The following is an 18,786-nucleotide window of genomic DNA, read 5'->3' on the forward strand; positions in this document are numbered from 1 at the left end:
CGGGGCGCGCGTCGAGCGCTTGTTTTCGCGCACCGGCGCTTGCGCCAAGGTGTTCGTGTGCGGTTGGCGCCTCTCTTTTGGTGACTTTTCTCTGGCGCGACAGAGAAAAGTTGCCCGCCCGCCGGGGCGGATTCCCGGCACGGTGCACCGCGTTGCAAAGGCTCGTCGCAAAAGCAGCACCAGCGCCCGCCATGCCCCCTCACCCCACCATCGACGGAATCGACTGCAGCGTCCGCTGGATGTACTCCACCAGCGTCGTCACCATCCACGGCCCCGCGACCAGCAGCGTCAGCACTGCGGCGATGACCTTGGGCACGAAGGACAGCGTGGCCTCGTTGATCTGCGTGGCCGCCTGGATCACGCTGATGACCACGCCGACCAGCAGCACGACCAGCAGCACCGGCGCGGCCACCAGCATCAGCACGTAGAGGCCCTGCTGGCCGAAGGTGAAGACTTGTTGGGCATCCATGTCGAGGCGGCGGTCAGGTGACGAAAGAGGCGGCCAGCGAGCCGAGCAGCAGGTTCCAGCCGTCCGCCAGCACGAACAGCATCAGCTTGAAGGGCAGGGCCACCAGCACCGGCGACAGCATCATCATGCCCAGGCTCATCAGCACGCTGGCCACGATCATGTCGATCACGAGGAAGGGGATGAAGACGAGAAAGGCGATCTGGAACGCGCTCTTCAGCTCGCTGGTCACGAAGGCCGGCACCAGCACCTTGAAGGGCACGTCCTCGGGCTTGACGCCGGCGTCCAGCCGGGCCAGGCGCGAGAACAGCGCCACGTCGGCCTGGCGCGTCTGCTTGAGCATGAAGCCGCGCATCGGCACCTCGGCGCGCTTGAGGGCCTCGTCGAAGGACAGCGTGCCGGCGTTGTAGGGCTGCCAGGCGTCGGCGTAGACCTTGTCCAGCGTCGGGCTCATGACAAAGAAGGTCAGGAACAGCGACAGGCCGATGATGACTTGGTTGGGCGGCGCGGCCTGCGTGCCCAGCGCCTGGCGCATCAGGCTGAGCACGATGGCGATGCGGGTGAACGCCGTCATCATCAGCAGCACGGCCGGCAGGAAGCCTAGAGCGGTGAAGAACAGCAGCGTCTGGATGGGCACCGAGTAGCTGCCGCCGCCCGCGCCCTGGCCGACCAGCAGCGGCAGCGTGGCCGGCGTCGCCGCCGCCGCGCCCTGCGCCAGCGCGCCGCCGGCCGCGGCCAGCAACCCGAGCGCCAGCACGGTTTTCAGCATGCCCTGCGGGGCGGGGGGCGCCAGCTCAGGCATTGCCGCGCTCCTTGTTGAGCAGCTTCGCAAAGGCGGGCGCCGCGACCGGCTCGGCCTGCGGCGGCATCACGTGCAGCGTCGTGATGCTCTGCGCGGTGGCGCCCAGCACCAGCCAGCGGCGGTCGTCGCCCTGGCCCACCTCGACGACGAGCAGGCGCTGCTGGGTCCCGGTGGGCAGCTGCGCCACCACGCGCAGCACGCCGCTCGCGGCCGCCCCGCCCATCGGCGTGCGCTTGAGCAGCCACAGCGCGACCGGGATCAGCGCGACGATGGCGAGGAACCAGAGGAAGGGGAGCAGGCCGGAAGCATTCATGCGTCGGCATTCTGCAGACGGACCCGGTCCTCCGAACCCCCCAATTGGCGCGGCAATCCGCCCCTTGTCCACCGAACGCCACACCGACCGCCGCCGCCACGGGTGCGGCGCTCTCCTTGGCACGGCGAAGCCGGTAGGGGGGGCGGGGGGTCAGGCCGCCTTGGACAGCCGCCGCATCCGCTCCGACGGCGTGACGATGTCGGTCAGCCGGATGCCGAACTTGTCGTTCACCACCACCACCTCGCCCTGGGCGATCAGGTAGCCGTTGACCAGCACGTCCATGGGCTCGCCGGCCAGCGCGTCCAGCTCCACGACCGAGCCCTGCGCGAGCTGCAGGATGTTCTTGATCGGGATGCGCGTGCGGCCCAGTTCGACGGTCAGCTGGACGGGGATGTCCAGGATCATGTTGATGTCGTTGCCGGGGCCGGCGCCGGGCGTCGGCGTGAAGTTCGCGAAGCTGGGCGTGGACACCTGCTCCGGCTCGGCCAGCACTTCGGTGGCGGCGGCCGGCGCGGGCGCGGCCTCGGCCAGCGCCGCGGCCCATTCGGCCGCCATCGCGTCTTGTTCGTCTTGGCTGGGTGAATCAGGACTCATGTTTGGCTCCCAGCCAGCTCTCTTGAGAGCCGGTCAGCATCTTGTCGATCTTGAGGGCGTACTTGCCGTTGGAGGTGCCGTAGTGGCATTCGAAGACCGGCACGCCGTCCACCTTGGTCTGGATCAGCGGCGCCAGGTCCAGCTCGATGAAGTCGCCCGGCTTGAAGGCCAGCAGCTGCTCCACCGTCGCGGGCGCGGTGCCCAGCTCGGCCACCAGCTCCACCTCGGCGGCCTGGATCTGCGTCTTCATCAGGTTGATCCAGCGGCGGTCGGGCTCGGCGGAGTCGCCGACCGTCGTGGAGTACAGCACGTCGCGGATGGGCTCCAGCGTCGAGTACGGGATGCAGAAGTAGATGGTGCCGCTGGTCTCGCCGATCTCCAGCGTGAACGACGTGGACACGACGATCTCGCTGGGCGTGGCGATGTTGGCGAACTGCGGCTGCATCTCCGAGCGCTGGTATTCCAGCTCCAGCGGGTAGATGCCCTTCCAGGCCTTGGCGTACTCGGTCGTGATGACCTCGACGACGCGCGTGATGACGCGCTGCTCGGTGGGCGAGAAGTCGCGGCCCTCGATGCGGGTGTGGAACTTGCCGATGCCGCCGAACAGCGAGTCGATGACGGCGAACACCAGCGTCGGGTCGCAGACGATCAGCCCGCTGCCGCGCAGCGGCTTGACCGAGACGATGTTGAAGTTGGTCGGGACGACGATCTCGCGCAGGAAGGCGCTGTATTTCTGCACCTTGATGCCGCCGATGGCGACCTCGGGGCTCTTGCGGATGAAGTTGAACAGCCCGACGCGGATGTTGCGCGCGAACCGCTCGTTGATGATCTCCATCGTGGGCATGCGCCCACGGACGATGCGTTCCTGGCTGGCGAGGTTGTACTCGCGGATGCCGCCGACCTGCTCCTCCTCGGCCTCGAGCTTCTGGCTCTCGCCGGTGATGCCCTGCAGCAGCGCATCGACCTCGTCCTGGGAAAGGATCTGCTGGTTCATGGCGGGTCCGCCGTCACTGGACGATGAAGTTGGAGAACAGCACCTGCGTGATCGGGCTCTCGACGGCCGCCCGGCGCTTCTTTTTCTTCTTGCGGGGCGCGGCGTCGTCGGCGGGGAGGTCCTCGTCCTCGTCGTCCAGCTCGATGCCCATGGGTCGCACGGCCTCGCGCATGATGTCGCGCGCCAGCTTCTCCTTGCCCTCGCGGGTCAGCAGCTCGACGGCGGTCTTGTGCGACAGCACCATCAGCACGTTGGAGCGCACCGCCGGCATGTAGGCCTTGAGCTGCTCGGCGAACTGCGGGTCGTCGACCTCCAGCGTGACGCCGACCTGCGCGAAGCGGTCCACGTCCTTGTCGGCCAGGTTGACCGTGAACGGGTCCAGCGGCACGAAGGTGGGCGGCTGGGTGTTCTTGGGCTTGGCCTTGGGCTTGGGCGCGTGGGTCTGGGCGACCTCGCCGTCCTCGTCCTCGTCGGCGGGCTTCTTCAGCAGCATCAAGGCCGCGGCGCCGCCGGCCAGCACCAGCACCAGCACGGCGGCCAGGATGATGATGAGCTTCTTGCCGCCGCCCCCCTTGGGCGCGGCCTGTTCGGCAGCCGGCGCATTGGCCATGGGAACTCCTTGAACGTCACGCCCACGCGGTGGGCACCTGTTGCGCTGGATTATTGGCGTCGGGCTTGCGCGTCAAGCCTCGATTAGGCGCGGCCGGACGGGGCTATTCCCGCTTCCCGCGTCCTGCTTCAGGCGAACGCGTCGAGCAGGCCGACGGCGCGGCGCGGCGGCGCGGCCGGGGCGGTGCCCGCGGTCTCTGCGGGCTCGCCGCCGGTGCCGCCCGCATGCGGGCCGGCGGCCGTGCCTGGCGGGTGGTCCGCGTCGCGCGGCGCCTGCTGGAACACGCCGCCGCCGGACAGCGTCAGGCCCTGGCCCTGCAGCGCGGCGGCGAGGTCGGGCAGGCTCTGCGCCAGCGCCTCGCGGGTCTCGGCCTGCGCGGCATGGAAGGACACCTGCGCCTGCCCGCCGTCGACGACGATCTGCACCGACACCGGCCCCATGTCGGCCGGGTTGAGCTGCAGCTCGGCCTGCTGGACGCCGCCCACCGCCATCAGGCTGACGCGGGCGCCCAGCTCCGGCGCGAAGCCGTTGCCGTGCAGCGGCGCATGCAGCGTGGCCTGGGCCGGCGCGGCGGCGGCGCTGCCCGGGGCCGGGCCGGCGGGCGGCGGCGCCTGGGCCAGCACGGTGGCGAAGTTGGCCGGCGCCGTGGGCGCCGGGGCGGCGGCGGCCGGTTGCGGCTCGGTGGCCTGGGCCCGCTCGGCGGCCGCGTCGGCCAGCGCGTCCTTGGCCTCGGGGCGGGGCAGGGCGGCGCCGGCCTGGGCCCTGGCGGATGCGCCGGGGGTGCCCGTGGCGGCGGTGCCCGGCGCGGCGGCGTCATCGCCGGCCTCGGCGGCGCTGCGGCCGGCGGGCAGGGCGCTGCGGCGCGCGTCGGCCGCGGCGGGGTCGGCCGGGGCCAGGCCGATGAGCTGCGTGAATTCCTTCAGCTCGGGCGTCTCGGCGCGGTCCTCGTCGTCCCCGGTGGTGGTGGCAGTGGCGGTGGTGGCGGCGTCGGCCGTGGCGCCGGCTTCCGGCGCGTCGGCGGCGGGCGCCCTGGCGTCGGACGGGGTGCCGGGCCGGGGATGGGCCTCCGGCGCGCGCTGCGGGGTCGCGGGCCGGGCCTGCTGCGCGTGGCGGCGGGCGAGGCCGGCGGCGCTGTCGGGGGACTGCGCTGCGGGCGCTGCGGGCGTGGCGGCCTGGGGCGCGCGGGGGGGCGCGGGCGGCGCGGCGGGCGGGGTCAGGAACTGGGCGAAGCTGGGGCCGTCGGCGCCGCCGCCGGCCGCGGGCGGCGGCGGCGCGGGGGACGGGACGGGCGGCTTGGGGGCGACGGTCGGGGCGCTGCGGAGCATGGCGGTGGGCGGGGTCAGGCGTGGGCCGTGCGGCGCAGGTGGGCGCGGGCGGCGAACTCGTCGCTGGCGCGCTGCTCGCGGCGCTGGGTGATCTTGTCGGCCTCGGCCTGGCGGCGCTGGATGAGCTGGCGCAGCGCCGTCACGCGCAGCTCGGCCTCGCGCAGCGCGTCGCGGGCGCGCGCCTGGCGCTGGTCGGCGTGGTCGGCCGCGCGGCCCTGGGCGTCGATGGCCTGGTCCAGCCGCTGGCCGAAGCTGCGATAGCAGCCGACGATGTCCATGGTTGCGGTCTGGGTGAAGGTCTGCGTCCAGCGCTGCTGGTAGTCCTGGCGGTAGCCGGTGAGCTGGCCGTGCTGGGTGCGCGCGGCGTCGGCCTGCGCGCGGGCGCCGTGCAGCAGCTGCGCGGCGGCGTCGCGCTCGTCCTCGGCGCGTTGCAGCAGCAGGGTCAGCGTGTCTGGGGCAGATGTAAGCATTCAACAACTCCGGCGGACGGTGGCGGCCAGTGGCCGAGCGTAGTCAGGCGCCCTGGACCACGGCCTGCAGCTGGCTGACGCTGGCGTGAAGAAGTGCCGGGCTGTGCATGTCCTGCTGCAGCAGCCGCGTCATGTCGGCGTGCAGGCGCACGGCCAGGTCCAGCTCGGGGTCGGCGCCCGGGGCGTAGGCGCCGAGCTGGATCAGGTCGCGGGCCTTGTTGTATTTCGCCAGAAGCTGGCGGAAGCGGCGCGCGGAATCGACCTGGTTTTGCGGCGCAACACTGGTCATCACCCGCGAGATGCTGCGCTCGACGTCGATGGCCGGGTAGTGGCCGGACTCGGCCAGTTCGCGCGACAGCACGATGTGCCCGTCCAGGATGCCGCGCGCCGAGTCGGCGATCGGGTCCTGCGGGTCGTCGCCCTCGGTCAGCACGGTGTAGAAGGCGGTGATCGAGCCCTCGCCGGGCAGGCCGTTGCCGCTGCGCTCCACCAGCTGCGGCAGCTTGGCGAAGCAGCTCGGCGGGTAGCCCTTGGTGGCCGGCGGCTCGCCGATGGCCAGCGCGATCTCGCGCTGCGCCATCGCGTAGCGGGTCAGCGAGTCCATCAGCAGCAGCACGTGGCGGCCCTGGTCGCGGAAGTGCTCGGCGATGGCGGTCGCGTAGTGGGCGCCCTGCATGCGCATCAGCGGCGGCGCGTCGGCCGGCGCGGCGACGACGACGCTGCGCTTCAGGCCCGCTTCGCCGAGGATGTCCTCGATGAATTCCTTGACCTCGCGGCCGCGCTCGCCGATCAGGCCGACGACGATGACGTCGGCCTGCGTGTAGCGCGCCATCATGCCCAGCAGCACGGACTTGCCGACGCCGGTGCCGGCGAACAGCCCCAGGCGCTGGCCGCGGCCGACGGTCAGCAGCGCGTTGATCGCGCGCACGCCGGTGTCCAGCGGGGTGCGCACGGGGTCGCGGTCCATCGCGTTGATGGCGCGGCGCACCATGGGCTCGTTGTCCACGGCGCCCAGCGGGCCGCCGCGGTCCAGCGGGTGGCCGTGCGGGTCCACCACGCGGCCCAGCAGCCCGTCGCCCATGGGCAGGTGCAGGCTGCGGTCCTCGTTGCGGCGCCACGGGTGCAACGGCTGGCCCAGCTGCGGCGCGGCCTGCGGCAGCTGGCGCGGCGTGACGGTGGCGCCGCTGGACAGGCCTTGCACCTCGTCGGTGGGCATCAGGTAGGCGCGGTCGCCCGAGAAGCCGACGACCTCGGCGTTCACCGGCGCCATGCCGCGGCGCGGCGCGTGGCCGCTGCTGGGCATCTGGATGCGGCACACCGAGCCCAGCGGCACGCGGATGCCGGTGGCCTCCAGCACCAGGCCGGCCACGCGCACCAGCTTGCCCTGGGACTCCAGCGGCGCGGGCAGCGCGGCCAGGGTCTCCAGGTCGGACAGGTAGCGCCGCCAGCGCTGCTGGCGCTCAGTCACCGCCGCCCTCCGCGCCGCGCCGGTCTTCCCAGATGGCGGCCTGGCCGATGGCGGCGGCGGCCTGCTGCCAGCGCGTGGCGATGCTGGCGTCGACGCTGGCGATGTCGGCCTCCACCTGCACGCCGCCGCGGGCGACCGTGGCGTCGGGCACGAGCTGGGCCTCGCGGGCCTGCAGCTCGCTGCCGGCGCCGGCCAGCACCAGCGGGTGGTCGTCGGGGTGGACGCGCACGCGCACGTGGCGGGCGGAGAGCTGCAGCGCCTCGACGGCGTCGTGCGCCACGCGGGCGACGAGCTCGGGCCGCTGAGCCAGTTCGCTGCGCACCACCTGGCGGGCCAGCTCGACGGCGATGCGCGCGAGGGACGCGGCCATCTCGCCCTCCAGCCCGCGCAGCTCGGCGTCGAAGCCCTGTACCAGCGTGCCGACCTGGGCGCTGATCTGCTGCGCGAAGCTGTGCTTGAAGGCCTCCAGCGCGGCCATGCCGTCGCGGTAGCCGTCCTGGTAGCCGCCCTGGCGCGCGGCGTGCAGCTGCTCGTGCAGGTCGGGTTCGGGCTCGGGCGGGGGCGAAGGTGGCTCCGCCGGCGCGGCCGCGGGCGGCGGCGGCCGGCTGGTGGTGTAGGTGGGCGGCGGCGCGGCGCCGCCGAGGTTGTCCAGGTTCCAGGCGCGGGCGCCCTGCAGCTCCTCGCCGGGGATGAAGCGGGCGTAGTTGCTGCGCCGCTCGCCTTCGCGGCGCTCGGGCGGCGGCACCTGCCGGGGAGGCTGTCGGTTGACCATTTCAATTGCTCCGTGGCGCTTCTCGCTGCGCGGTCCGCAAGACCGGCCAACGTGCCCGCTGGACGAGGGGCCTCATGCCTAGACGAACTGGTCGTCGCCGCCGCCGGCCAGCACGATCTGGCCCTCGTCGACGAGGCGGCGCACGACCTTGAGCATTTCCTTCTGCTCGGCCTCCACCTCCGACACCCGCACCGGGCCGCGGCTTTCCAGGTCCTCGCGCAGCGTCTCGGCGGCGCGGGTGGACATGTTGCGGAACACCTTCTCGCGCAGCTCCGGGCTGGAGCCCTTGAGCGCGACGATGAGGCTCTCGCTCTGCACTTCCTTGAGGATGGCCTGGATGCCCTTGTCGTCGATCTTGTTCACGTCGTCGAAGGTGAACATGTTGTCCATGATGCGCTGTGCGAGGTCGGAGTCGGCCTCGCGGATGTAGTCCAGCGCCGAGGCCTCGACGCTGGAGCCCATCATGTTGATGATCTCGGCCGCCGTCTTGGCGCCGCCGAGGGAGCTCTTCTTCATGCGCTCGCCGCCGGCCAGCAGCTGGCTCATGACCTCGTTGAGGTCCTTCAGCGCCTGCGGCTGGATGCCGTCCAGCGTGGCGATGCGGATCAGCACCTCGTTGCGGCCGCGCTCGCTGAACAGCTTCAGCACCGAGCTGGTCTGGTCGAAGTCCAGGTGCGACAGGATGGCGGCGATGATCTGCGGGTGCTCGTTGCGCAGCAGCTCGGCCACGCTGGAGGGGTCCATCCACTTCAGGCTCTCGATCGAGGACACGTCGCTGCCCTGCAGGATGCGGTCCAGCAGCAGGTTGGCCTTGTCCTCGCCCAGCGCCTTGCGCAGCACGGCGCGCACGTACTCGTCGGTGTCGGTGACCAGCGTGCTCTGCGTGTCGGCCACCGCGTCGAACTTGTCCAGCACCTCCTCGACCTGCGCGCGCTTGATCACCTTGAGCTTGGCGATGGTCTCGCCCAGCGCCTGCACTTCCTTGGGCGCCAGGTGCTTGAAGACCTCGCTGGCCTCTTCCTCGCCCAGCGACATCAGCAGGATGGCGGCGCTCTCGGTGCCCTTGTCGTCCATGTCGGCTCTCGTGTCAGGTGGGCTGGCCCGCCATCCAGTCGCGCACGATGTTGGCGACGGCGACGGGGTTGTCGCGCGCCATCGCGCGGGCCCGGTCCAGCTTGTCGTTGTGCAGCGGCGCTTCCAGCTTGGGCATGCCGTCGGTGGCGGGCAGCAGCTCGGCGTCGTCGACGATCTCGTCCACCGTGTCCGGCTTTTCCTCCGGCTTGGGCGGCGCGGCGGCCTTGATGGCCGGGCGGATCAGGCCGAACACGGCGATCAGCGCGATGGCGACGAAGGCGAACGGCATCGCGGCGGTGCGCAGCAGCTCGCCCAGCCAGGGCTGCTGCCACAGCGGCAGGTCGGCGGGCTCGGACTTGTCCTGCACGAAGGGCGCGCTGACGACCTTGACGGAGTCGCCGCGCTCGGCGCTGAAGCCCATCGCCTCCTTGACCAGCTCGGTCAGGCGCTCCACCTCCTCGGCCGGCACGGGCTGGAGGGCGGTCTTGCCCTTGGCGTCGGTCACCGGGCGGTGGTTGACGACGATGGCGGCGTTCAGCCGCTTGATGCTGCCGACCGCGCCGCGCGTGACGCGCACGGTCTTGTCGACCTCGTAGTTGGTGAACTGCTCGCGGCGGCTGTTGACGCCCGCGGCGCCGCCCTGGGCGGCCTGCAGCGGCGCGCTGGCGCCGTTGATCGGCGCGGTGGCCGGCACGGGCGGCTGGTTGGTGGCCGCGCCCGGCACGCCGGTGGGCAGCGGGTTGCCGGCGGTGCTGGACTCGTTGTTCAGGCTGGAGCGCACCGTGGCCTGCGCGTTCGGGCCCTGGTTGGGGCGGTACTCCTCGGCGGTGGCCTCGGTCTGCGAGAAGTCCACGTCGGCGGTGACGGTGGAGCGCAGGTTGTCGCGGCCGACGACGGGCTCCAGCAGCTCGAAGATGCGCTTGTTCAGGCCGGCCTCGACCTGCTGCTTGTACTGCAGCTGCTGGCCGTCCAGGCCGGTGGCGGCGTCGGCGCCGGTCTGCGAGATCAGCGCGCCGGTCTGGTCCAGCACGCTGACGGCCTTGGGCGCCAGCTCCGGCACGCTGGACGACACCAGGTGCACGATGCCGGCGATCTGCGCGCGGTCCAGCATGCGGCCGCCGCGCAGCGTCAGCATGACGCTGGCGCTGGGCTTCTGCTGCTCGCGGAAGAAGCCGTTCTGCTGCGGGATGGCCAGGTGCACGCGCGCGTCGGCCACGTCGGACATCGCGGTGATGGTGCGCGTCAGCTCGCCCTCCAGCGCGCGCTGGAAGTTCAGCCGCTCGTTGAACTGCGTCTGGCCGATGGAGGACTTGTCCATCAGCTCGAAGCCCACCGCGTTGCCGTTGCCGCCCTTGGGCAGGCCCTGGGCGGCGAGCTTCATGCGCAGCTCGTAGACCTGGCCGGCCGGCACGAGCAGGGTGCCGCCGGCCTCGTGCCTGTAGGGCACCTGCAGGGCCGACAGCTGGGCGATGACGGCGCCGCCGTCCTTGTCCGACAGGCCGGTGAACAGCGGCCGGTAGTCGCCCTGGGCCGACCACAGCGTGACGGCCAGCACCGCGCCGGCCAGCGCCAGCAGGCCGGCGCCCATCGACAGCTTGCTGCGCAGCGGCAGGCCGCCCAGGCGCTGCACGAAGCCGGGTTCGGCGGCGGGCACCGGGGCGACCAGGGCCGGGGCAGCGGCGGCGGGAGCGGTCAGGGCGTTGTCCATGGGAGCGGGCGGAGGCGGGAGGCGGAGGCGCAGCGGGGGCCGGACGTGCGGCGATGGCGCAAATTATTCGTGCCGGCCCCCTCGGGAAAGCGCCGAAGTAGCCGGCCGCGCCCGTGCATCTCCGCGCTTTGCCGGCGCCGCCCGCTGCCACAGTGCGGCCCCATGGACATGAAGCTGCGCCCCTTCGACTTCGCCCAGGCCGCCGCCCGCGCGGGGCTGGCGGTCAACGGCACGCCGCTGGCGGCCAAGCCGGCCGCCGCCGGCGGGGCCAGCTTCGGCGACGCGATGGCGCAGGCGCTCAAGAGCGTCAGCGCCCAGCAGCAGGAGACGGCGCGGCTGCAGCGGGAGCTGCAGCTGGACAACCCGACCGTGAGCCTGGAGGAGACCATGGTCGCCATGCAGAAGTCGCAGATCGGCTTCCAGGCGACGCTGCAGGTGCGCAACCGGCTCGTGTCGGCCTACTCCGAGATCATGAACATGCAGGTCTGAGCCGGTCAGGCAATGCCGGCCTGCTGCAGGACGGGCTGCCAGCGTTGCGCCAGCCGCTTGAAGCCTGCGGGCCGGGGATGCAGCTCATTGGCCCAGTCCGCCGGCTTCAGCGTGCCGCGCAGGTCCACCAGGTGCAGCACGCCGGGAAACCTGGCCCGCAGCGCCAGCAGTTCCTGCCAATAGCCGTCGATGCAGTGGTTGACGACCTCCTGGTGCAGCGCCACCGGTACCCCGCAGAGGTCCATCGGCACTTTCAGCCACTGGCCCAGGCCCAGGAATCCCCGGCCATTGGGATTGGCGTAGTCGTAGCCATGGACGAAGACCGGCGTGCCGGGGATCTTCTGCTGAACCAGGGTGATGACGCGCGCGAGGGCCGTGGTCACCTTGCTGAACAACGCCGCCGGCTCGCCCGGCTGGAAACACTGCCGGGCCTGGGTGGCTGACGAGCAGTCGGGCTGCAGCAGCGGCACGAAGTCGTCCGGTCCGGCGAGGTCGTTGCCGCCGCCGGACAGGAACACGGCCTGGATGGTGTTCCCGTAGCCCCGGGTCCGGTCCAGGTCCCATGCCATCTGCGACCAGATCGGCTCGGTGACGAAGTCGGAGGCTTCGGCGCCGTTGGCGCCGCGCACCAGCATGATGTGCTGGCGCCGCTGGTTCAGGATGGGATGCAGCGTGAGCGGCAGGTTGCCCTTGAGGTACCAGAACCAGGAGTCGCCAATGGCGAGGACGGTGGGAAAGACGTTGTGTCGCGCCAGGTCCTGCTCGTTCCACACGGGGCCTTTGATCATGGTCGTCTCCTCGGGTTGCGGCTGCGGTGCGAGGAATTCTGCAGAGCCGTGCCGCCGGCCGCCTCCCCAAGCCTGGGGTGTTCAGCAGCCGCCGGATTTCCGCGCGTCGCTGCCGCAGATCTGCGGCCGGCCCAACGGGTTCAGGTCCACGTGCAGCTGCTGGTGGCGGGTGTTGGACAGGCCGATGCGCGTCCAGCCCAGGGCGTTGCCCTTGCCGGCTTCGAAGGTGACGCCCTGGCCGGCCTGCAGCAGCAGCTGGGGGTGGTCCTGCGACGACACGCCGCCGAGCTCGCAGCGCGGCTGGCCGGTGGCGCAGTCGCAGGCGGCCTGGCGACTCAGACCCCAGCACCACTGCGGGCCGCTGTGGAAGCTGACGTGCACGTTGCGGCCGTCACCGATGCTCAGCGTGCGGGCGCGGCGCAGGTCCTGCTCCAGCAGCTCGGCCGCGTGGCGCAACTTCTGGCGGGCCAGGTAGTCGCTGTAGTTGGGCACGGCGGCGGCCAGCAGGATGCCGATCACCGCCAGCGTGATGGCGGCCTCCAGCAGCGTGAAGCCGCAGGTGCGGTTCACTGGCGCCCCCTCCGGCCTGCGGCCTGTCCCCCCGAGGGGGCGCGAGCTTGCTTGGGACGGCCCGGCGCGGCGCTCATGTATCGAGCTTCAGCAGCCGGCGGCGCTTCTGCGTCTGGTCCACGTAGATCTGCAGCGCGCGGCTGGCCGCGGCGTCCAGGTCGACGAAGGCGCAGCCCAGTTGCAGCAGGCCGTCGGCGTCGCCCGCGACGGGGCTGGCGTGGTGCGGCAGCAGCGCGATGCCCAGCGAAGTCATGCGGTCCAGCTCCAGCACCAGGCCGGGGGTGGCCTGGCCGATCGGGAGCCGGGCCAGCAGCGGCTCGGCGTCGGGCGGCAGCGCCAGGGCCAGTCCGCCGATGCTGATGTCCAGCACGCGCAGCGCGCGGGCCGGCTGGCCGCCGCTGCCGGGCAGCGCGACGCGCGGGTAGAGGCTGCCGGCCGGCTGCACGCGGAAGGCCTGGCGGCGCTGGAAGCGGTACAGCCGCTGCGGCAGCGGGCTGCGCAGCACGGCGCCCTGTTCGCCGCTGACGAGCACGGCGCCGTCCAGTTCGAACTGCAGCTTGATGGTGCCGAGGTAGGCCACGGCGGTGATCTCGCCGCCGGCCACCAGCGCCTGGCTGACGCCCTCGGGGTCGAGGCCCAGTTCCAGCCCCAGCACGTCGGCCGCGGCGTCCAGCGCGGCGATGCGGCAGGTCAGGCTGTGGCCGGGCGGGCCGTTGAGCAGCACGGTCGCGTTCTCGCGCTGCAGCTGTTGCAGGTAGGCGGCGATTTCGGCGCTGGCGGCGACGCGGAATTCCTCGGGAGCGGCTTCTGGGGCGGTCATGCGGGGATGGTAGCCGCGGGCCGCGGCGGCGCTCAGTGCACGGTGCGGTGCTGGCCGTGGAGCAGGTGGTCCAGGTCTTCCAGCCAGGGCTCGGCGAGGTGGCGGATCTCGGCGTCGTTCAGCAGGATGCGCTGCATGAGGCGCGTCTTCAGCTTGGATTCGCCCGGGGCCAGCGAGCGCTCGTGCGCGGCCGCCTTGAGCTGCGAGATCAGCAGCACGCAGGCGCCTTCGAGCTTGACGACTTCATCCCAGTTGCCGGTGCGGGCGGCCGACAGCATGTCGGCGCTGGCGCGTTCGATGGCTTCGTAGTAGTTGATCAGCTGGGTGTTCATGGCGTGCTCCGGGAGTCAGGCGGCGCGTTGCGCGGCGACGGGGGCGGCGGCCGGGGAGCCGGCGATGCCCTGCCAGGCGTCCTGGATGGGGGCGAGCAGGCGGCGGCATTCCTCGATGGCGGCGGCGTCGCTGCGCAGGTTGGCCTGGGTCAGCCGCGTGCAGATGTAGGCGTAGAGGTCGCGCAGGTCGGCCGCCACCTGGCCGCCGGCGGGGTCCAGCGCGGCGCGCAGGCCCTCGTCGAAGATGCGCACGGCGCGCTGCAGCTGGCGGGTCTTGAGCTCGACGTCGCGGTTGCGGATGGCCTGGATGGCCTGGCCCATCGCGTCGTTGGCGCCGTCGAACAGCAGCGAGACCAGGCGGTGCGGGTTGGCCGCCAGCACGTCGGTCTCCAGGCCGACCTTGGCGTAGAGGTTGGCGCTGCCGCCGCGGGCTGCGAAGGGGGAGGAGGTGGTGCCGTACATGGGGGTGCAGGTGTGGCGTCGTGTTGCCTGTGTTTTCGGCGCCTGCGGCGGGGACTTGAGCGCTTGAAGCGTCGAATTGGCGGGTCGCCACCTGCCGAATTGCCGGCGCCCAATGGAAAACGGCGGCCCCCGGGTCGGGAGCCGCCGCTGGCGGGTGCGTTGGGCGCGCGGGCGTCAGCTGCTCTGGTTGTTCAGCATCGACAGCTGCTGCGTCAGGTAGGTGTTCAGGCCGTTGTACTTGCTCATCGTCAGGTCGAGCGCGGAGTACTGGGCGCGCAGCCGCTTCTCCATGGAGTCGTTGCGGCTGCTCAGCTCGTCGATGCGCTTGGTGTTGCGGTCGATCTGGGTCTGCAGGCCCTTGCTGCGGTTGGAGAGGCTGCCGTCGGTGCCGAGCACGCCGTCCACGAAGCCGCGCAGCTTGGTGGCGAAGCCGCTGTTGGCGCCGCTGGCGCTGTCCACGCCCATGAAGAAGGCCTTGAGCTCGTCCATCTTGCCGTTCAGCGCGTTGTCGAGCTTGGCGCCGGCGGCGCCGAGGTTGCCGTCCTTGCCCGGGTCCAGGCCCAGGTCGGCCAGCCGGTTGAGGCTGCCGCCCAGCGTGGTCGCGCCGCCGACGATGCTGCGCAGCTGCGAGGCCAGCGAGTTGGCGGTGGAGTCGCCCTGCAGCGCGCCGGCCGTCTTGCTGGCGTCGTCGTACTTGGTCTGCGTGCGCACCAGCGTGTTGATGGCGTTGTAGGCGCTCGTGAAGTCGCTGATGGCCTTGCGGATGGCGTCGGTGTCCGACGCGATGCTCAGGCTCACCGGCGGCGTGACCTTGAGCAGCAGGATGTTGAGCCCGTCGATGGTGTTGTTCAGCGCGTTGGTCTCGGAGCTGATGGGCAGGCCGTTGACCATCGCGCGGGCGTTCACCGCGCGCAGCGACAGCGCCATGCCGCTGGGCAGGCTGGCGCTGTCGTAGGCCAGCTGGGCCAGGCCGCCGGTGTCGTTGCCGTCGGGCTGGACCTGGATGCTGAAGCCGTTGCTCTCGCCGGTGCTCTTGGACGTGATGGCCAGGCGCGCGCCGCTGGCGTCCTGGACGATGGAGGCGGTCACGCCGGCGTTGGCGGCATTGAGCTTGTCGCGGATGTCGGTGAGCTTGTCGCTGGCGGCGATGTCGATGCTGACCGCCGCGCTGCCGGCCTTGGCGGAGAAGCCGGTGGGGTTGTTGCCGCTGTCGTAGGCCCAGGTGCCGAGCTGGAGGGTCAGCGTGCCCGAGCCGAGGGTGGCGTTGGCGCTGGCCGCGCTGGTGCCCATGGCGATGGACTGCGCCGAGGCCAGCCGCTCCACCTCGACGCTCAGGCTGCCGGCGGCCGGCGTGCCGGAGGCGGCGACGCTGACGGCCGAGGCGTCGGCCGAGGTGGCCTTCACGCTGTTCCAGGTGGCGGGATTCGTCAGCTTGGCGGCCGCGTCGCGCAGCGTGGACAGCGATCCCTTGAGCTGCCCGTAGACCGACAACTGGGTCTCCAGGCCACTGCTCTTTTTCGAGATGTCCTTGATGGGCTGCTGCTGCAACGACATCAGTTTGCTGATCAGCGAATCGACGTCGATGCCGCTGCCAATGCCGGTTGATGAGATGGTTGCCATGGCGGACGAATGTAAAAAGGCCGGTAGTCCCTCAGGACATCGGCCGGGCGGCGGGGAACTTTAGGCCCCGCGTGTGAAATTTTTGGCGCCGCCGCCGGCAAAAAGCCGGAAGCCGGCTCAACCGCCCCGCAGCAGCGACAGCACCTGCTGCGGCAACTGGTTGGCCTGGGCGACCATCGCGGTGCCGGCCTGCTGCAGGATCTGGGCGCGGCTGAGGGCGGCGGTCTCGGCCGCGAAGTCGGCGTCCATGATGCGGCTGCGCGCGGCGCTCTGGTTCTCGACGGCGACCTGCAGGTTGGAGATCACGGCGTCGAAGCGGTTCTGCGCCGCGCCCAGCACGGCGCGCTGGCCGCTGATGGTGGTGATGGCCGAGTCGATGTTGCCGATCACCAGGTCGATCGCGGTGCCCAGCGCCGCGCTGCCGATGGTGGCGCGGCCCAGGCCGGTGTTGTTGGTGCCGGAGACGACGGTGATCGAGGTCTCCGCCGCCATGTTGGCCGTGCCGATGTCGATGCGATCGTTGGTGGTGGTGTTGGCGCCGACCTGGAAGGTCTGCGTGCCGGCCGCGTCGGCCAGGATGGCCTTGCCGTTGAAGGTGGTGCCCGAGAGCACGCGCTGGATTTCCTTGGCCAGTTCGCCGAATTCCTGGTCCAGGGACTCGCGGTCGGCATCGGTGTTGGTGGCGTTGCGGGCCTGGACGGCCAGCTCACGCATGCGCTGCAGCGAGTCGGTCACCTTGGACAGCGCGCCGTCGGCCACCTGGGCCAGCGAGATGCCGTCGTTGGCGTTGCGGATGGCGACGTTGGAGCCGCGCACCTGGGTGTTCATGCGGTCGGCGATGGCCAGGCCGGCGGCGTCGTCCTTGGCGGAGTTCACGCGCAGGCCGGAGGACAGGCGCTGCATCGCCACGGACAGCGAGGACTGCGAGGCGTTCAGGTTGCGCTGGGCGTTCAGCGACTGAAGATTGGTGTTGATGGTCTGCGGCATCACTCACTCCTAGAGGGCCAGGTCGGCGAGCCGGCGTTGCGGGATGCCAGACTCTGTATGGAGCGAATTCTGCGAGGGGCCTCGGGCGCCTAAAGCCCGATCAAGCGGGGAAACCACGCCCAAACAAAACGCCGCGCCGCGGGCCCGGAAGGGCTGCGGCGCGGCGCGGACGGGGGCGGTGGCGCCGGGATCAGCCGCGCAGCAGCGACAGCACCTGCTGGGGCAGCTGGTTGGCCTGGGCGATCATCGCGGTGCCGGCCTGCTGCAGGATCTGGGCGCGGCTGAGGTTGGCGGTCTCGGAGGCGAAGTCGGCATCGGTGATGCGGCTCTTGGCGGCGCTCTGGTTCTCGACGGCGACCTGCAGGTTGGAGATCACGGCATCGAAGCGGTTCTGCGAGGCGCCGAGCACGGCGCGCTGGTCGTTGACGGTGTTCAGGGCGGCGTCGATGCCGTTGATGACGGCGTCGATGCCGGTGCCGTTGACGGCGCCGCCGATCGAGGAGCTGGCGCCGGTGGTGACGAGCGCGATGGACGAGTCGGTCGACATGTTGGTGGTGGCGATGTCGATGCGGTCGTTGGCGGTGGTGTTGGCGCCGACCTGGAAGGTCTGGGTGCCGGAGTCGCCGGCCAGGATGGCCTTGCCGTTGAAGGTGGTGCCGCCGATGACGCGGTTGATTTCCTTGGCCAGTTCGCCGAACTCCTTGTTCAGCGAGTCCTTGTCGGCATCGGTGTTGGTGGCGTTGCGGGCCTGGACGGCGAGTTCACGCATGCGCTGCAGCGAGTCGGTCACCTTGGACAGCGCGCCGTCGGCGGTCTGGGCCAGCGAGATGCCGTCGTTGGCGTTGCGGATGGCGACGTTGGAGCCGCGCACCTGGGCGTTCATGCGCTCGGCGATGGCCAGGCCGGCGGCGTCGTCCTTGGCGGAGTTCACGCGCAGGCCGGAGGACAGGCGCTGCATCGACACGGACAGCGAGGACTGCGAGGCCGAGGTGTTGCGCTGCGCGTTCAGCGACTGGAGGTTGGTGTTGATGATTTGAGGCATGACGGGTTCCTTTCGTTGACGATCTGCGTCTGGGTCTACGTGGTTCCCGATGGCTTCGCGAACCCGTTGAGAGGCTTATCGTCCCGGCCCGGCCCCGGCTTGAGGGAATTCTTCACGCTCCGCGATGGAAAACGCCCCGCAGGAGGCTGCGGAGCGTTCGGGGCGCTTCAGGGCGCCCCGGTGCGGTTCGGCGCGCGGTGGATCAGCGCAGCAGCGACAGCACCTGCGAAGGCAGCTGGTTGGCCTGGGCGATCATCGCGGTGCCGGCCTGCTGCAGGATCTGGGCGCGGCTGAGGTTGGCGGTCTCGGAGGCGAAGTCGGCATCGGTGATGCGGCTCTTGGCGGCGCTCTGGTTCTCGACGGCGACCTGCAGGTTGGAGATGACGGCGTCGAAGCGGTTCTGCGAGGCGCCGAGCACGGCGCGCTGGTCGTTGACGGTGTTCAGGGCGGCGTCGATGCCGTTGATGACGGCGTCGATGCCGGTGCCGTTGACGGCGCCGCCGATGGAGGAGCTGGCGCCGGTGGTGACGAGGGCGATGGACGAATCGGTCGACATGTTGGTGGTGGCGATGTCGATGCGGTCGTTGGCGGTGGTGTTGGCGCCGACCTGGAAGGTCTGGGTGCCGGAGTCGCCGGCCAGGATGGCCTTGCCGTTGAAGGTGGTGCCGCCGATGACGCGGTTGATTTCCTTGGCCAGTTCGCCGAACTCCTTGTTCAGCGAGTCCTTGTCGGCGTCGGTGTTGGAGGCATTGCGGGCCTGGACGGCGAGCTCACGCATGCGCTGCAGCGAATCGGTCACCTTGGACAGCGCGCCGTCGGCGGTCTGGGCCAGCGAGATGCCGTCGTTGGCGTTGCGGATGGCGACGTTGGAGCCGCGCACCTGGGCGTTCAGCCGCTCGGAGATGGCCAGGCCGGCGGCGTCATCCTTGGCGGAGTTCACGCGCAGGCCGGAGGACAGGCGCTGCATCGACACGGCCAGCGAGGACTGCGAGGTCGAGGCGTTGCGTTGGGCGTTCAGCGACTGGAGATTGGTGTTGATGATCTGGGGCATGGTGCGCCTTCCTTTTCAGACGGTTGGGT

Annotated in this window: 22 protein-coding genes; 1 reads left to right on the plus strand and 21 read right to left on the minus strand. The window is 71.1% G+C overall.

Annotated features, from left to right (window positions below; genetic code table 11):
- Positions 1-199: 199 nt before the first annotated feature.
- The 12 genes from fliQ to fliF all read right to left on the minus strand — a co-directional run bounded on the left by fliQ (position 200) and on the right by fliF (position 10,596).
- On the minus strand, positions 200-469 hold the full coding sequence (gene fliQ, locus QM788_RS11120) for a flagellar biosynthesis protein FliQ (protein ID WP_415661549.1): 270 nt from the start codon (positions 467-469) through the stop codon (positions 200-202).
- 13 nt (positions 470-482) lie between these two features.
- The gene (fliP, locus tag QM788_RS11125; protein ID WP_415661550.1) at positions 483-1,235 is read right to left on the minus strand and encodes a flagellar type III secretion system pore protein FliP; all 753 of its coding nucleotides are present in this window, start codon (positions 1,233-1,235) and stop codon (positions 483-485) included.
- A gap of 25 nt (positions 1,236-1,260) precedes the next feature.
- A complete protein-coding gene (locus QM788_RS11130; protein ID WP_415661551.1) occupies positions 1,261-1,581 on the minus strand; it encodes a FliO/MopB family protein in 321 nt (106 codons plus the stop codon).
- Positions 1,582-1,731: 150 nt separating this feature from the next.
- The gene (gene fliN, locus QM788_RS11135) at positions 1,732-2,175 is read right to left on the minus strand and encodes a flagellar motor switch protein FliN (protein WP_415661552.1); all 444 of its coding nucleotides are present in this window, start codon (positions 2,173-2,175) and stop codon (positions 1,732-1,734) included.
- Complete coding sequence (fliM, locus tag QM788_RS11140) at positions 2,165-3,169, minus strand: flagellar motor switch protein FliM (RefSeq protein ID WP_415661553.1); 1,005 nt, start codon at positions 3,167-3,169, stop codon at positions 2,165-2,167. Before fliM ends, fliN begins: the two co-directional genes overlap by 11 nt.
- 13 nt (positions 3,170-3,182) lie before the next feature.
- Entirely contained in the window at positions 3,183-3,779 is a 597-nt protein-coding gene (gene fliL / locus QM788_RS11145; RefSeq protein ID WP_415661554.1) for a flagellar basal body-associated protein FliL, read from the minus strand.
- Positions 3,780-3,907: 128 nt separating this feature from the next.
- A complete protein-coding gene (locus QM788_RS11150) occupies positions 3,908-5,104 on the minus strand; it encodes a flagellar hook-length control protein FliK (protein ID WP_415661555.1) in 1,197 nt (398 codons plus the stop codon).
- A 14-nt stretch (positions 5,105-5,118) separates the two neighbouring features.
- Complete coding sequence (gene fliJ, locus QM788_RS11155) at positions 5,119-5,574, minus strand: flagellar export protein FliJ (RefSeq protein WP_415661556.1); 456 nt, start codon at positions 5,572-5,574, stop codon at positions 5,119-5,121.
- A 43-nt stretch (positions 5,575-5,617) separates the two neighbouring features.
- Positions 5,618-7,042 (minus strand): flagellar protein export ATPase FliI, encoded by a 1,425-nt coding sequence (gene fliI / locus QM788_RS11160; protein ID WP_415661557.1) that lies wholly within the window; start codon positions 7,040-7,042, stop codon positions 5,618-5,620.
- Positions 7,035-7,814, minus strand: coding sequence for a FliH/SctL family protein (locus QM788_RS11165; protein ID WP_415661558.1), 780 nt, complete (start codon positions 7,812-7,814; stop codon positions 7,035-7,037). Before QM788_RS11165 ends, fliI begins: the two co-directional genes overlap by 8 nt.
- Before the next feature lie 78 nt (positions 7,815-7,892).
- Positions 7,893-8,888 carry a flagellar motor switch protein FliG gene (gene fliG, locus QM788_RS11170; protein ID WP_415661559.1) on the minus strand — a complete coding sequence of 332 codons (996 nt, stop codon included), beginning with the start codon at positions 8,886-8,888 and terminating at the stop codon, positions 7,893-7,895.
- A gap of 13 nt (positions 8,889-8,901) precedes the next feature.
- Positions 8,902-10,596 (minus strand): flagellar basal-body MS-ring/collar protein FliF, encoded by a 1,695-nt coding sequence (gene fliF, locus QM788_RS11175; RefSeq protein ID WP_415661560.1) that lies wholly within the window; start codon positions 10,594-10,596, stop codon positions 8,902-8,904.
- A 162-nt stretch (positions 10,597-10,758) separates the two neighbouring features.
- On the opposite strand from fliF, the gene fliE reads away from it, so the two are divergent.
- On the plus strand, positions 10,759-11,085 hold the full coding sequence (fliE, locus tag QM788_RS11180; RefSeq protein WP_415661561.1) for a flagellar hook-basal body complex protein FliE: 327 nt from the start codon (positions 10,759-10,761) through the stop codon (positions 11,083-11,085).
- Positions 11,086-11,090: 5 nt separating this feature from the next.
- Here the strand turns inward: fliE and QM788_RS11185 are convergent, their stop codons facing one another.
- From QM788_RS11185 to QM788_RS11225, 9 genes are all read right to left on the minus strand, one after another.
- A complete protein-coding gene (locus QM788_RS11185; protein ID WP_415661562.1) occupies positions 11,091-11,873 on the minus strand; it encodes an SGNH/GDSL hydrolase family protein in 783 nt (260 codons plus the stop codon).
- A gap of 81 nt (positions 11,874-11,954) precedes the next feature.
- The gene (locus QM788_RS11190; protein WP_415661563.1) at positions 11,955-12,443 is read right to left on the minus strand and encodes a Tfp pilus assembly protein FimT/FimU; all 489 of its coding nucleotides are present in this window, start codon (positions 12,441-12,443) and stop codon (positions 11,955-11,957) included.
- Positions 12,444-12,516: 73 nt separating this feature from the next.
- Entirely contained in the window at positions 12,517-13,263 is a 747-nt protein-coding gene (locus QM788_RS11195) for a flagellar brake protein (protein WP_415661564.1), read from the minus strand.
- A gap of 32 nt (positions 13,264-13,295) precedes the next feature.
- Positions 13,296-13,595, minus strand: a complete 300-nt coding sequence (locus tag QM788_RS11200; protein WP_415661565.1) for a flagellar protein FliT — start codon at positions 13,593-13,595, stop codon at positions 13,296-13,298.
- Positions 13,596-13,610: 15 nt separating this feature from the next.
- A complete protein-coding gene (gene fliS, locus QM788_RS11205; RefSeq protein WP_415661566.1) occupies positions 13,611-14,057 on the minus strand; it encodes a flagellar export chaperone FliS in 447 nt (148 codons plus the stop codon).
- A gap of 174 nt (positions 14,058-14,231) precedes the next feature.
- Positions 14,232-15,677, minus strand: a complete 1,446-nt coding sequence (gene fliD, locus QM788_RS11210) for a flagellar filament capping protein FliD (protein ID WP_415661567.1) — start codon at positions 15,675-15,677, stop codon at positions 14,232-14,234.
- 117 nt (positions 15,678-15,794) lie between these two features.
- Positions 15,795-16,664, minus strand: a complete 870-nt coding sequence (locus QM788_RS11215; RefSeq protein ID WP_415661568.1) for a flagellin — start codon at positions 16,662-16,664, stop codon at positions 15,795-15,797.
- A gap of 190 nt (positions 16,665-16,854) precedes the next feature.
- Positions 16,855-17,706, minus strand: a complete 852-nt coding sequence (locus tag QM788_RS11220) for a flagellin domain-containing protein (protein ID WP_415661569.1) — start codon at positions 17,704-17,706, stop codon at positions 16,855-16,857.
- A 202-nt stretch (positions 17,707-17,908) separates the two neighbouring features.
- Positions 17,909-18,757, minus strand: a complete 849-nt coding sequence (locus QM788_RS11225) for a flagellin domain-containing protein (protein ID WP_415661570.1) — start codon at positions 18,755-18,757, stop codon at positions 17,909-17,911.
- Between the last annotated feature and the right edge of the window lie 29 nt (positions 18,758-18,786).

Source organism: Roseateles sp., from assembly GCF_047654785.1.
Lineage (GTDB): Bacteria > Pseudomonadota > Gammaproteobacteria > Burkholderiales > Burkholderiaceae_C > Pelomonas.